The sequence below is a fragment of the Halorientalis sp. genome (genome assembly GCF_028275115.1).
Taxonomy (GTDB): Archaea; Halobacteriota; Halobacteria; order Halobacteriales; family Haloarculaceae; genus Halorientalis.
The window spans coordinates 13,830-25,431 of sequence record NZ_JAQCNH010000040.1 but is presented as its reverse complement, the minus strand read 5'-3'; the positions used below and the strand labels follow the sequence as shown (position 1 = coordinate 25,431).

The following is an 11,602-nucleotide window of genomic DNA, read 5'->3' as shown; positions in this document are numbered from 1 at the left end:
GAGAAAATCCGCGACCCGCGGCCTCTTGAATCCCCCGTTAGCTGGGACGACCCGGGACGAGCGCCGAAACTTCTTGACCGAAACCGCGACCACCGACCGCCATGCTCGCGATAGCCGGCGGGAAAGGGGGGTGCGGGAAGACGACCACGACGTACCGACTCGGACGCGCGCTCGCCGCAGACGGCCGCTCCCCACTGTTGGTCGACGCCGACGTGGAGATGCCGGACCTCCACCGCGTCGCCGGTGTCCCTGGCCGACCCGGCCTCGCTGCCGTCGCCGACGGACACCGACTCACGAGCGTCGCCCACACCCCCACAGAGTACCCCGAACTGGCGGTCCTCTCGGCGACGAGCGCCGACACGGACGACGTCGACACTGCCGTGTCCCGCTTGCGCGGGTGGGACGGGCTGGTGCTTCTCGACTGTCCCGCCGGCGCGATGGCCGACGCTGTCGGCCCGTTACGTGCTGCCGACCGGACGGTCGTCGTGTCGACACCCCGGCGGCGGTCGCTACGGGATGCTGTCAAGACCGCCGCGATGGCGCGCGAACTCGACGCGCCAGCGTTGGGCACGGTGCTGGTCGAGACTTGTCCGACCGACGACGCGACGACCGTTCCGGCCGAGACTGCGCGGGCCGTAATGAACTGTCCGGTCGCGGCACGCGTCTCCTACGTTTCGAGTGGAGATCGCCCGACGGAACCGCTTCCTACGGCCTATCAGGCCCTCGCAAGAAAGGTTCAACAACGGAATATTTAATCTGTTGGGTACGCTTGAGTCAAACTGACATGGAGAATCGGCTCCGGACCGGGATCGACGTTCTCGACCGGAAGCTCAACGGCGGAATCCCGGCCGGTAGTATCGTCGCACTCTGTGCCGACCCGGCCAGTCAGGCGGAGCTATTTCTCTACGAACTGACCGCGACGCGGGGCACGCTGTACCTCTCGCTCGACCGCTCCGAAGAGGCCGTCTCCGACAGCATCCGCAACTCGCCGACCGAGACGGGCGATCCGACCGTTCGGCACATTCCCGGGGAAGCGCCGCTCGACAACGCCGGCAAACTGGTCTCCGCGCTCCCGGAGACCTCGAATCTCATCGTCGACCCGGTGAACGTTCTGGAGACTCAGGAACCGCCCTCCCGGTTTCGCAACTTCATGAACGACCTGCAGAACCACATCTTCAATACGGGGTCACTGGCCGTCTTGCACTGTCTGACCGGCCACCAGATCCCACGATTGCGGGACTCGACGGAGCATTTCGCCGACGTGATTTTCCAGCTTGAAACCGGTACCAACGGCGACGACGTTGAGAACCGGCTGGCGATTCCGAAATTCCGTGGTGGCCGTGCGCCGTCGGACGTTATAAAATTAGACCTCGTGGAGGAGGTCTCCATCGACACCTCCCGAGATATCGCCTGAGTGTCAGTCGTCGGTGGCCGCCGCCGTCGCCGCGGGCGGAGCCGTCGAAACCGTCTGCTCGTTGCCCGCGACCCAGCGCAACAGCAGAAACGCGAACACGTACTTCGCGAGGATGTCGAGTCCCGAGTAGCCCCAAGACGTGACCGCCACGTCGAGTAACGCGAGACCTTCCGTGCCCAGCGCCCAGAGAATCGGATACCCAAGCCACAGGACAACGGTCAACACTTTCAGCGTCCCGAATATGTCTGCAGTCCCGGCCTCGACCGCGTCGGCGGGCCACTCGGCCAACAGGATGTAGAGAACGACGAGGAAGAAGGCCGAACTGATTCCGTAGAACGCCCACCGGAGCAGGTACGACTGGGTGGTGAGCGCGGCGGCCAGCCCCGTCACACACATCCCTATGTCCATGGTGATTGCGGTGAACAGCTTCGCCGTGTCCGTGCCAGCGAGCAGACCGAGCGCCAGCAGAATCATCGGTGTCGAGAGTGTCCACGTCAGGTAGCGACCCCACGGGGAAAGCACCGATTCGCCGGCCAGCGCGTGCCCGGCGGGCATCTCCAGTGTGCCGATGGTCAGTCCGGAGAGCAGTGCGGAGTAACTGGCGATGGAGACGAGCGGTACCAGAAGTGTCGATACCCATATCAACCGAGCACGTGGCGTCTCTACGTTTCGGCCCATATAAACGAAAACCAGTATCGCGAGTCCGGCCAGTGCGACGTTTACCCACAGCGACGCGCTCAACAGTGTGTCCTCACGCAGCATATCGATTGCATTCGTCTGTAGCAGTGCATCCGGCTGTGCCAATCTCGTTGCCGCGGCAGTGGCTGTATCGAGCATGTGTGAACTCGGCTCCGCAGTCGATTGTTGCGGAACCGTTTGTATTACACACCACTATCTGATAAAACAGCAGCCCAACCTGTGAGTGATTATTGACCGGGGACACAGCGGGCGAGCCGACTGCGTCGAGTATAAAAACCAGGGCGACCGAGGTGACGAGATTACTCGTTGGCCTCTTCGGCCGCGCCTTCGATTTCTTCCATAATTTCGTCCGCGTCCACGTCGGCGTCTTCGAGAGCCTCCTCGATATCCTCGTCGCCCGGGCCGCCACCCATGCCGCCCATCATGCCGCCCATCCCCATGCCCATCCCGGAGCCGTCGAGAATCTCCTGGACGATTACGCGGTCGAGGCCGAGCAGGTCGGTAACCTGCTGACAGATCTGCTGTTTCTGCATCATCCACTGCTGGTTCATGCTGAGCTGTGGGTTGGCCTCGATGTAGAGCGTCTCCTTTTCGACCTCGACAACTTCGGTCTCGGGTTCGGGTTCCTCGTCCTCGTCGACGTCGTCCTCGTCGGGTTGGACGAGTTCCTCCTCCTCGACCTCGTCGGTCTGGACCCACATCTCCAGGTCCATTCCGAGGTACATATCGAAGAGGCTCCGAGCCTGTTCGAGCTGGTCGTCGACCTCGCCGACGACCTCGTAGTCGTACTCGATGTCTTCGCCGGCTAGCGGGTGATTGAAATCGACGCGGGCACGGCCGCCGACGAGAGTCTCGACTCGACCCTGCTCACCGTCGACCTGGACCTGCGCGCCGGGGTACTGGTCGTCTTCGGGAATCTTGTTGACGCTCACGGTGCGGACGTCGTCCTCGTCGAACTCGCCGAACGCCTCGGCGGCGGGAATCTCGACGGTGCCGCTGTCGCCCATCTCACCCCCGATGATGTCGTCCTCGACGGCCTCGAAGAGGAACCCTTCGCCGAGTACGAGCTTCCGGGGCTCGAACTCGCGGTCTTCCTCGTCGAGTCCCTCGGCTTCGGCGACTTCGGGGTCGGTCGTGTCGACGACCATGCCGTCTTCCTCGACGGTGCGAGCGGTGTAGTCCAGTTCAACGAAGTCGCCCGCCTGGAGTCCAGTCTGTTCGGCCTCAGCTGTCTCCTCGTTCTCGGCTACGTCATCGGCCTGTTCGGCCTCGTCGGCCTCGGCTTCGTCACTCATACCCTGATGGTCATGGGTTACGCGTATAAGCACAACGTTTCGACCCGGCCCACAGAACAGGCCGGGACGTCGAGCGATCTCCGTGCCGTGGTCGCGAGAACCGGTGGACCCCGGCCGTTTTAGTTCGACCGCGGGAATCGAACGGTATGTACGAGGTCGAAATCAAGCTCCGCGCCGACCACGCGACCGTCCGGAACCGACTGGCAGACCTGGACGGCGACCCACTCGGGACCGTCGAACAGGTCGATACCTACTTCGACGCGCCCCACCGAGACTTCGGGGAGACCGACGAGGCGTTGCGGCTCCGCGAGGAACGCGACGATGAGGGTACTCTGACCGAACTGACATACAAGGGACCGCTCGTCGACGCCGAGTCGAAGACCCGTGAGGAGCTCGAATCCGAGGTGGCGGACCACGAGCGCGTCCAGGCCATCTTCGAGTCGCTGGGGTTCGAGCCGGCCGCGACCGTCGAAAAAGAACGCACGCGATTTCGAGTCGACGAATTCACCGTCACCCTCGACTCGGTGGCGACGGTCGGCGAGTTCGTCGAGGTCGAAACCGGATGCGAACACGAAGCCGACGTCCCCACCGAGCGCGAGGCCGCAAAGGACCTTCTGCGCTCTCTCGACCTGGACCCAGAAGACGGAATCAGGACGTCGTATCTCGGTATGATACTCGCGGAGCAAGATACCTGAAAGTAATTCTGTTAGTATCGACATTTCCGGAAGTTATAGCATCCCCACCTGCAAAGGCACGGATAATGACCGAGCGGAACATTCGGGTCGAGCCGACGAATCGGCTCGCAGTCGAGGACCAGGAAGTCGAGATCGTCGAGCGCAAAGGTATCGGACATCCGGACTCCATCTGTGACGGCGTGGCCGAGCGCGTCTCACAGGCGCTCGCACAGGCATACCTCGAACGGGTGGGGAAGCCGCTGCACTACAACACCGACGAGACCCAGTTGGTCGCGGGCAGTGCCGCCCCGGCCTTCGGCGGCGGCGAGGTGCAGAAACCGATCTACCTGCTGATCGTCGGCCGCGCGACCAAGGAGTACGAGGGGACGAAGATCCCGGCCGAGACCATCGCGCTGGAAGCCGCTCGGGCGTACCTCAACGAGGAGATTCCACAACTCGACGTGGGTCGAGACATCGTGGTCGACGTGAAACTCGGCGAGGGAAGCGGGGACCTCAGAGACGTGTTCGGCGACGACGGTGCGGTTCCGATGGCGAACGACACGAGCTTCGGCGTCGGCCACGCGCCACTGACCGAAACCGAGCGGATCGTCTACGAGACCGAGCGCCGGCTCAACGGCGAGTACGCCGACGAGAACCCGGAGGTCGGACCGGACGTGAAAGTGATGGGCAAACGAGAGGGCGACCACGTCGACGTGACCGTCGCCGTCGCGATGATCGACGAACACGTCGGGGACCTCGACGCCTACCGCGAGGCCGTCGAGGGCGTCCGGGAGTACGTGGGTGAGCTGGCCCGTTCCCTCACGGACCGGTCAGTCACCGTCCACGTCAACACCGCCGACGACTACGAGGAGGGCGCGATCTACCTGACGTGTACCGGCACCTCCGCCGAGCAGGGCGACGACGGCTCCGTCGGGCGGGGCAACCGTGCGAACGGCCTCATCACACCCAACCGCCCGATGAGTATGGAAGCCACGAGCGGCAAAAACGCCGTCAATCACATCGGGAAAATATACAATCTGCTGTCGACGGACGTGGCCGAAGCCGTCGTCGAGGAGGTCGACGGCATCCGTGAACTCCAGATCCGCCTGCTCAGTCAGATCGGGCGGCCCATCGACCAGCCACACGTCGCGGACGCACACGTCGTCACCGAAGACGGTGTCTCGGTCGCCGACATCGAGGACGAGGTGACCGCCATCGTCGACGAACGGCTGGCGGACGTGACCGCGATCACCGAACGTGCCATCGAGGGCGCCCTCTCGACGTTCTAACCGTCGGTCGTCCCGTCGACCGGTGTCTCAAGCCGCCGCACCGTCCGCTCGTCGTGCTGTCGGGCCGACGCTGTCCCTGGAGAGTCGAAACCGATTTGTCTCGCCGCGCTGTTCCGGCGAGTATGACGCAGGTCTGTCTCGTCGGCGACCCGGACGTGAACCTCCGGTACGAGTTGCTCTCGCGTGAGACGGCCCGGCACGCCCTCGCGACCTACGACCTGCGGGAGCCATTCGAGAACACCGTCGTCGTCGAGACGGTGAGCCTGGGGGCGGCCGTCGCGCTCCTGAACGACCTGAACTGGTACCTCGTCCGGTTCACCCGCGACGCGTTCCTCCGCGATTCGAGCGTCAGCGAGGCCGAGTGGCTCTCTCGGGACTTGGCGGCCGCCGTCCGCGACGACGACCTGCCGACCGACGAGACCGAGCGCTTCCTCAAAATCTACGGTGTCGAGCACGAATCTGACCGCGAAGACGACGACCGCACGAACACGGGCGGAACCGACCACAGGTCCGAGGACGATGGCGAGGACGACGAGGTGAGCGACGGGGGCGGGACTATCGAGACGGCCCCGGCGCTGGTCGAACCGATGTACGCCGCACGGACCGGTCCGGAGCTTCCGGCATATGACCTCCGAGACGTCTCCGAGACGCTCCTCGTCAGGGTGGCAGAAGACGAGTTCGGTGGCGAGAAACAGCGATAGGGGCCGCGGGACGACTGCGGTCGCGGGGCGGTTGCGGCACGTCAAGCATCCCCGCGAGCGGCGGGAGCGTGGGTCACTGTCGCCGAGGTTCGCAGAGCCGAGCGTGACGGTCGGTTCTTCTAGTACTCTTTTACCAGGGGGTTCGCCACAGGCGAGTCCCCCCGACGGAAAAATTCACTCCTCGAACATCCCGGTCGACATGTAGCGCTCGCCGGAGTCCCAGAAGGCGGTGAGGACGAGGGGGCAGTCGGCGAACGCCTCGTCTCCGGGGTCGGCTGGCCGGTCGCCGTCCACGACGATTCCCGGGCCGGGGCCGCCCTCGTCGGGGGAAGGTGGGCACGCGGCGTCGGTGTCTGCGAGCCGTTCGGCGACGCGGCGGGCGACGACGTTGGTCCCGCCAGACGACTGTCCGACCAGCACTCCCTCCTCACGGGCGAGGCGGCGGCACTCCGCCTCGGCCGCGTCGACGCTGACGGTCTCGACCGAGTCGATCAACTCGGTATCGAGGTTGTCGCTGACGAAGCCTGGGCCCATGCCCTGGAAGTCGTCGGAGCCCGGTTCGCCGGTCGAGAGGACGGCGTTGGCTTCGGGTTCGACGGCGACGACCGTCATCTCGGGGAACGCTTCGACCAGGCGGCGTGCCGTTCCCGAGAGCGTCCCGCCGGTGCCGACGCCGGCGACGAAGGCGTCGGGGGTGCGGTCGCCCAACTGTTCCAGAATCTCGGGGCCGGTCGTCCGGTAGTGGGCCTCGGGGTTGGCGGAATTCTCGAACTGCCGGAGTTGGACCATGCCCTCCTCGGCTTCGAGGCGGTCGGCCATCTCCTTCGCGTCCTCTATCTCACCGGCCACGAGTTCGAGGTTCGCACCGTAGGCCTCCATCAGGTTGCGCCGTTCCGCTGACTTGGAGGCGGGCATGACGATGGTGATGTCGTACCCCTTCGCGGCGGCGACCAGCGCGAGGCCGATGCCGGTGTTGCCGCTCGTGGGTTCGACGAGGTGGTCGCCGGGTTCGATGTCGCCGGCGGCCTCGGCGGCCTCGACCATCGCCAGTGCGGGGCGGTCCTTGGCCGACCCACCCGGGTTCTTTGACTCCACCTTCGCGGCGACGGTCGCCCCTGGTGGTGACTTGACCTGCACTAACGGTGACCCGACGGTTTCCAGAATCGACGAGTGCATTTGCCACCGCTATGCCACCCCGGGTTAAGTGCTCACTGCCGTCGGCAGTGCGTGCCTCGGTCGCCGACGCCGCTCGCAGTGTGCTTGCTCGCGCTCGTCCGACACAGATTCCGTGCGCCGAGACGCCCGTGCGCGCCCGGTTCCAGAGCGCGGGCAGGCGACGTCGCCGGGAGCTGCCGGACGAGCGACTGACAGACGGGCGCGACCGCCGACCCGTCTGGAGCGGACACATTAAGACCGCCGACCGTGTTGATGGGGTATGAGCGACGGACGACTCGCGACGATGGAACCGGACCCGGTCTGGGACGCGGACTCGTACGAGGAAACGGTCGAGACGCTCCGTGCCCTCGCCGAGGACGTTGTGGTCAAAGTCTGGGGTGGCGACTGGTGCAGGGACTGTCGGTCACAGCTACCGGCCTTCGGTGCGGCCCTGAGAGCGGCAGGGGTCTCCGAGGACCGGATCGAACACTACCCGACGGAGAAGGAGGACGACGGGTCGAAGACCGGCCCTGGCGTCGAAGAGTACGGCATCGAGTACATTCCGACGGTCGCCGTCGTGGACTCCGAGACGGGCGAGGAACTCGCCCGGTTCGTCGAGGACGCGGAGGTTCCCGTTGCCGTCGCCCTCGCCGACGAGCTCGAAGACATCGAAACGACTGCCTGAGTGGCCCGACCGGCCCGGAGCGGCCCGAAACCACGTTGTGGCCGGTCAGTCGCTGGTTTCGAGCCAGTCCAGGGCCGCCCCGATGTCGTGGCGTGGGGGCGAACAGGTGAACGCCCGACAGGCGTACACCGTCGGCTCCCCGTCGCGTGCGTCTCGGTCGGCCCAGATCGGCGGGGCCTCGTCGAGTTCCAGTCGGTCGAGCCACGCTGCCAACTCGTCGGCGTCCGGCGGCCGGCGCGTGAGGACACGACCCGGGAGATACGTCTCGCCGACGGTCTCCCGCCAGTCTCCGGGAAGTGACTCGGCGGCGACGGTGAGCTCGTAGCCGCCGCGCTCGTAACCGTCGGCGGCCAGCACGAGCGACGCGTGGCGCAACGGGTCGGATTCAATCTCGTGTCCGTGCGTCGCCAGCACGGTCTCCCCGATGTCGGCGAACTCGTCGCGGGGCAGGAAGTGATCGAGTGCGAACAACAGACCGGCGGCGACCCCCGCGCTAGAAGGCGTCGACTGGTCGGTGAGTTCCTGGGGGCGCGCGACCAGTCCCTCGCCGTCGGCCGGCGTGAAGTACAGCGTCCCCGCGTCGGCGTCCCAGAAGTTCGCCTCGATGGCTCGCGCGAGATCAAGCGCGAACGCGAGGTGATCCACGTCGCCCGTGACCTGATAGAGGTCGAACGCACCCCGCGCGAGGAAGGCGTAGTCTTCGAGGTAGCCGTCGACGCTCACGTCGCCGTCTTTGTACCGTCGGGCGAGCCGGCCCTCTTCGGCGTCCCACAGGCGTTCCTGGATGAAATCGAGCGCCTCGACGGCCGGCTCGGCGGCCTCGGGACCCGCGACGAGGCCGGCCTCGGCGTACGTCGACAGCATCAGTCCGTTCCAGCCGGCGAGGACTTTCTCGTCGCGCCGCGGCCGCGGCCGACCCCTGCGGGCCGCGAAGACGGCCGCCGTCGCCCGGTCGAGGACCGCCGCTACCGTGTCGGAGTCGAGGTCGTAGGCGTCCGCGAGGTCGTCGACGCCGGCCACGACCGTCAGTACCGTCTGGCCCTCGAAGTTCCCGGGGTCGGTGACGCCGTAGCGGTCACAGAACAGGTCGGCGGCGGTGTCGGCAGCCACGGCCTCGAAGTCCACACCGTCGACGGCCTCCCGGACCGCCTCGGGCGTCCAGACGTAGAACGCGCCTTCCGCTTGCTCGCCGGACTCAGCCTCGCTCTGGGCGTCGAGCGTGCTGAAAAAGCCTCCGTCTGGGTGCTGGAGCTCTCGAGTGACGAACTCCAGGGTTTCCAGCGCGTACTCGCGGTAGCGCTGGTCGCCCGTCGCCTGGTAGCCCGACAGTAGCGCGCGCGGAATCTCGGCGTTGTCGTACAGCATCTTCTCGAAGTGCGGGACGGTCCAGTCTCGGTCCGTGCAGTAGCGGTGGAAACCACCGCCGACGTGGTCGTAGAGGCCGCCCTCGACCATCGCGTCGAGCGCCTCGGTGGCGACCGCGCGGTACTCCTCGCGGCCCGTCTGCTGGTGGGCGCGCAGGAGAACGTGGATGCGCCCGGCCTGGGGAAACTTCTGGCCGCGGCCCCAGCCACCGTGGTCGCGGTCGGCCCCGCGGACGGCGGCCTGCGCGGCCGCGTCGAGGGTCTCCATCGGGGCGTCGCCGGCGGATTCGGGTGTCTCCTCGAGTTCGCCCCGGACCGCGTCCGTCCACTTCTCGGCGCGTTGCTCGATCTCCTCGCGCTCGGCCTCCCAACTCTCCGAGATGTCCGAGAGCAACTCGCCGAAGCCGGGCATCCCGCGTTTGGATTCGGGCGGAAAGTACGTCCCGACGAAGAACGGCTCGCCGTCGGGTGTGAGGAACACGGAGAGCGGCCAGCCGCCGGTCCCCTGTGTCATCTGGCAGATGGACTGATAGATCGAGTCGAGGTCAGGTCGTTCCTCGCGGTCGACCTTGATCGGGACGAAGTCGTCGTTGAGCGTGCGTGCGATGTCGGGGTCCTCGAAGGACTCCTCCTCCATGACGTGACACCAGTGACAGGCCGAGTAGCCGACCGAGAGGAAGATCGGTACGTCGCGTTCGTGGGCGGCGTCGAGGGCGTCGTCGTCCCACGGTTGCCAGTTGACCGGATTGTCAGCGTGCTGGCGGAGATACGGGCTCTCTTCCGCGTCGAGACGATTGCGGTCGATGGGGGCCGCGTCGGTCATAGAGTGGTTACGCGGGCCGGATACTTGAGAGCGGGGACGCATCCGTCGGGGCCTCCGGTGGGCTCTATGGCAACGCTTACGTGAGCGTAGTTCGCGGGTTCCCCTATGACAGAGACCGTGCTGCTGGTGGGCGGCGGTGGTCGCGAGCACGCCATCGCTCGCGCGCTGGCCGACGACGCCGACCTGTACGCCTGTGCCGGCAACCGGAATCCCGGCATCGCCGAGCTCTCGGAAGGTTTCGAGACGCTGGACACGACGACCCCGCCCGCGGTCGTCTCCTACGCCGAGGACGTGGGTGCCGACCTCGCGGTCATCGGCCCGGAAGCGGCGCTGGAAGCCGGTGTCGCCGACGCGCTGGACGACGCGGGCATCTACACGTTCGGCCCGCAGGAGGCGGAGGCTCGCATCGAGACGGACAAGGGATTCCAGCGCCGCTTCATGGAGAAAGAGGAGGTGCCGGGCTGTCCCGACTTCGAGGAGTTCCGGGACGCCGAAGCCGCCTGCGAGTACATCGACGACTACGACGGCGACCTCGCGGTGAAGCCTGCCGGCCTCACCGGCGGCAAGGGTGTCCGGGTCATCGGCGACCAGGTGACCGCCGAGGAAGCCAAGGCGTACATCCGCGATTCGGATTACGACCGGATCGTCCTCGAAGAGCGACTGATCGGCGAGGAGTTCACCATTCAGGCGTTCGTCGCCAACGGCGAGCTGCGTGTCACGCCCGCCGTGCAGGACCACAAACGTGCGTACGAGGACGACGAGGGGCCCAACACGGGTGGCATGGGCAGTTACAGCGACGCGTCGCTGGAACTCCCGTTCATGACCGAAGACGAGTACCACGGCGCTGTGGACGTACTGCGTGCCGTCGTGGACGCGCTGGACGGCTACAAAGGGGTACTGTACGGCCAGTTCATGCTCACCACCGAGGGCATCAAAGTGGTCGAGTTCAACGCTCGCTTTGGCGACCCCGAGGCGATGAACACCCTGCCCGTGCTGAACACAGACTTCCTCGACGTGTTGACGGCTGCTCGCGACGGGGAGAAACTGCCGAAACTGGCCTTCCAGCGCCAGGCCACCGTCTGTAAGTACGCCGTTCCGGACGGCTACCCGACCGACCCCGAGGCCGGCGCGAGGGTCCAGATCGACACCGAGTCCGCGGGCGACGCGCTCCTCTTCTATGCCTCGGTCGACGAGCGCGACGACGGCATCTACACGACGACCTCCCGTTCTTTCGCCGTCGTCGGTGTGGCCGATTCGATCACCGAGGCCGAAGACGTCGCCGAGGACGCACTCCAGCGCACCGGCTCCGAAGGCCTGCGCGTCCGCCACGACATCGGCAAGCCCGACCTCGTCCAGCGTCGCATCGACCACATGGCGGAGTTACGCGACTAAGCGACCACCCACCCGGCGACCGGGACGGGGTGGTTTTCAGCCCCGGTAGGCTTCGGGCGGTGAGCAGACGTCCCGTCAACCCGGCCGTGGACACCGGCGTCGGGTAGCCGA

Annotated in this window: 11 protein-coding genes; 7 read left to right on the top strand and 4 right to left on the bottom strand. The window is 66.2% G+C overall.

Going from position 1 to position 11,602, the window contains the following annotated elements:
• Positions 1-101: 101 nt before the first annotated feature.
• Together Q0964_RS06605 and Q0964_RS06600 are read left to right on the top strand one after the other, a co-directional pair.
• A complete protein-coding gene (locus tag Q0964_RS06605) occupies positions 102-755 on the top strand; it encodes a MinD/ParA family ATP-binding protein (RefSeq protein WP_299265026.1) in 654 nt (217 codons plus the stop codon).
• Between the two features lie 29 nt (positions 756-784).
• Positions 785-1,414 (top strand): RAD55 family ATPase, encoded by a 630-nt coding sequence (locus tag Q0964_RS06600; protein WP_299265023.1) that lies wholly within the window; start codon positions 785-787, stop codon positions 1,412-1,414.
• Between the two features lie 3 nt (positions 1,415-1,417).
• Here the strand turns inward: Q0964_RS06600 and Q0964_RS06595 are convergent, their stop codons facing one another.
• Both Q0964_RS06595 and Q0964_RS06590 read right to left on the bottom strand, forming a co-directional pair.
• Positions 1,418-2,200 carry a bacteriorhodopsin gene (locus Q0964_RS06595; protein WP_414652138.1) on the bottom strand — a complete coding sequence of 261 codons (783 nt, stop codon included), beginning with the start codon at positions 2,198-2,200 and terminating at the stop codon, positions 1,418-1,420.
• Between the two features lie 212 nt (positions 2,201-2,412).
• Complete coding sequence (locus Q0964_RS06590; RefSeq protein WP_299265021.1) at positions 2,413-3,408, bottom strand: FKBP-type peptidyl-prolyl cis-trans isomerase; 996 nt, start codon at positions 3,406-3,408, stop codon at positions 2,413-2,415.
• A gap of 146 nt (positions 3,409-3,554) precedes the next feature.
• Here Q0964_RS06590 and cyaB point away from each other — a divergent pair, with 146 nt between their 5' ends.
• The 3 genes from cyaB to Q0964_RS06575 all read left to right on the top strand — a co-directional run bounded on the left by cyaB (position 3,555) and on the right by Q0964_RS06575 (position 6,072).
• Positions 3,555-4,103, top strand: coding sequence for a class IV adenylate cyclase (cyaB, locus tag Q0964_RS06585; RefSeq protein ID WP_299265018.1), 549 nt, complete (start codon positions 3,555-3,557; stop codon positions 4,101-4,103).
• Between the two features lie 65 nt (positions 4,104-4,168).
• Positions 4,169-5,371 carry a methionine adenosyltransferase gene (locus tag Q0964_RS06580; protein ID WP_299265015.1) on the top strand — a complete coding sequence of 401 codons (1,203 nt, stop codon included), beginning with the start codon at positions 4,169-4,171 and terminating at the stop codon, positions 5,369-5,371.
• 122 nt (positions 5,372-5,493) lie between these two features.
• Complete coding sequence (locus Q0964_RS06575; protein WP_299265012.1) at positions 5,494-6,072, top strand: DUF5804 family protein; 579 nt, start codon at positions 5,494-5,496, stop codon at positions 6,070-6,072.
• 174 nt (positions 6,073-6,246) lie between these two features.
• Here Q0964_RS06575 and Q0964_RS06570 read toward each other — a convergent pair whose 3' ends face one another.
• Positions 6,247-7,248 carry a PLP-dependent cysteine synthase family protein gene (locus tag Q0964_RS06570; RefSeq protein WP_299265011.1) on the bottom strand — a complete coding sequence of 334 codons (1,002 nt, stop codon included), beginning with the start codon at positions 7,246-7,248 and terminating at the stop codon, positions 6,247-6,249.
• 259 nt (positions 7,249-7,507) lie between these two features.
• Here Q0964_RS06570 and Q0964_RS06565 point away from each other — a divergent pair, with 259 nt between their 5' ends.
• Positions 7,508-7,912: a TlpA family protein disulfide reductase gene (locus Q0964_RS06565; protein WP_299265008.1), complete on the top strand. Its 405-nt coding sequence runs from the start codon at positions 7,508-7,510 to the stop codon at positions 7,910-7,912.
• 45 nt (positions 7,913-7,957) lie between these two features.
• On the opposite strand, the gene Q0964_RS06560 is transcribed toward Q0964_RS06565, so the two are convergent.
• Positions 7,958-10,099 (bottom strand): thioredoxin domain-containing protein, encoded by a 2,142-nt coding sequence (locus Q0964_RS06560; protein ID WP_299264998.1) that lies wholly within the window; start codon positions 10,097-10,099, stop codon positions 7,958-7,960.
• 105 nt (positions 10,100-10,204) lie between these two features.
• Between Q0964_RS06560 and purD the strand changes: the two genes are divergently transcribed.
• Positions 10,205-11,491: a phosphoribosylamine--glycine ligase gene (purD, locus tag Q0964_RS06555; protein ID WP_299264995.1), complete on the top strand. Its 1,287-nt coding sequence runs from the start codon at positions 10,205-10,207 to the stop codon at positions 11,489-11,491.
• Positions 11,492-11,602: the final 111 nt, after the last annotated feature.

Bases quoted from the DNA above. Each gene is read 5' to 3' on its own strand.
- Q0964_RS06580 (WP_299265015.1), top strand. From the start codon at position 4,169: ATGACCGAGCGGAACATTCGGGTCGAGCCGACGAATCGGCTCGCAGTC.
- Q0964_RS06565 (WP_299265008.1), top strand. From the start codon at position 7,508: ATGAGCGACGGACGACTCGCGACGATGGAACCGGACCCGGTCTGGGAC.
- Q0964_RS06600 (WP_299265023.1), top strand. From the start codon at position 785: ATGGAGAATCGGCTCCGGACCGGGATCGACGTTCTCGACCGGAAGCTC.
- Q0964_RS06605 (WP_299265026.1), top strand. From the start codon at position 102: ATGCTCGCGATAGCCGGCGGGAAAGGGGGGTGCGGGAAGACGACCACG.
- Q0964_RS06570 (WP_299265011.1), bottom strand. From the start codon at position 7,248: ATGCACTCGTCGATTCTGGAAACCGTCGGGTCACCGTTAGTGCAGGTC.
- Q0964_RS06560 (WP_299264998.1), bottom strand. From the start codon at position 10,099: ATGACCGACGCGGCCCCCATCGACCGCAATCGTCTCGACGCGGAAGAG.
- Q0964_RS06575 (WP_299265012.1), top strand. From the start codon at position 5,494: ATGACGCAGGTCTGTCTCGTCGGCGACCCGGACGTGAACCTCCGGTAC.
- cyaB (WP_299265018.1), top strand. From the start codon at position 3,555: ATGTACGAGGTCGAAATCAAGCTCCGCGCCGACCACGCGACCGTCCGG.
- purD (WP_299264995.1), top strand. From the start codon at position 10,205: ATGACAGAGACCGTGCTGCTGGTGGGCGGCGGTGGTCGCGAGCACGCC.
- Q0964_RS06590 (WP_299265021.1), bottom strand. From the start codon at position 3,408: ATGAGTGACGAAGCCGAGGCCGACGAGGCCGAACAGGCCGATGACGTA.